This is a genomic window from Apilactobacillus apinorum, from assembly GCF_001281175.1.
GTDB classification, from domain to species: Bacteria; Bacillota; Bacilli; order Lactobacillales; family Lactobacillaceae; genus Apilactobacillus; species Apilactobacillus apinorum.
In genome coordinates this window covers 1-917 of sequence record NZ_KQ440402.1, presented here as the reverse complement: position 1 = coordinate 917, position 917 = coordinate 1, and the positions used below count along the sequence as shown (strand labels likewise).

The window sequence follows — 917 nt, the reverse complement described above, 5'->3', positions numbered from 1 at the left end:
AACCGGTGACATTCCTCCCAGTTTTTGTTTTATCCTATAATTATTGTAATAAGATATATATTCCTTAACCGATTGGTTAAGGGAATTATAATCATTAAAATCATTATTATGAACAGTTCCAACTTTTAGTTGGTTGAAAAAACTCTCTATACAAGCATTATCTAGACATGTTGCTTTTCTGCTCATGCTTTGAAAAACTTTATTACTTTTTAAAACATTGATATATCTACCATTTTGATACTGAAATCCTTGATCTGAATGAACGGTCATTCTGTAATTAGTTTTGGGACGTAATCCCATTAATTCATTTAATGGAGAAACTACAAAATCAACGTTTGGATGTAGTCCTATATTCCAAGAAATTATTTCACCATTGTATAAATCCATAAATGCAGTGAAGTAGGCTCTTTCTGATGTTGTTTTGTTTCCCCATCTAAGTTCAGTAACGTCTGTAACTATCTTTTGGTATGGTCGGTCTGTTGTAAATCGTCTTCTTAGTCTATTACTTGCGACCTTACCACAAGTACCTTTATAAGAATTATATTTTCTAATGCTTCGTTTATAACTATCACATAAGAGTCCTTCGTTCTTCATAATACGAAGGACTTTTTTATGATTAATATTATATCCTCGGTGTTTTAATTCAATGGTTACTCTTCTATATCCGTAGTCTTTAAATTCAGTTCTAATTACTTTTATTTCATTGATGACCGTTTGGTCATCAACTTCGTAGTCGCGTTGACATGCATCGTAGTAACTACTACTAGACATCTCGGCAATATCTAGTAACACAAATAATGGAACATTCATTTCTCGCCTTAACTCATTTATTATTTGTGCTTTTTCTTTGTTGGTGACTTTTTGCTTTGAATCAAGGCGTCCAATTTTTCCAAGTATGCAACCTTAGCTTGTAAGTA

1 protein-coding gene is annotated in these 917 nt (G+C 32.0%); it reads right to left on the bottom strand.

Annotated elements, in window-relative coordinates:
- A partial coding sequence (locus RZ74_RS06840; protein ID WP_269147717.1) for an IS3 family transposase occupies positions 1 to 885 on the bottom strand: 885 nt, incomplete at its 3' end.
- Positions 886 to 917 lie beyond the last annotated feature (32 nt).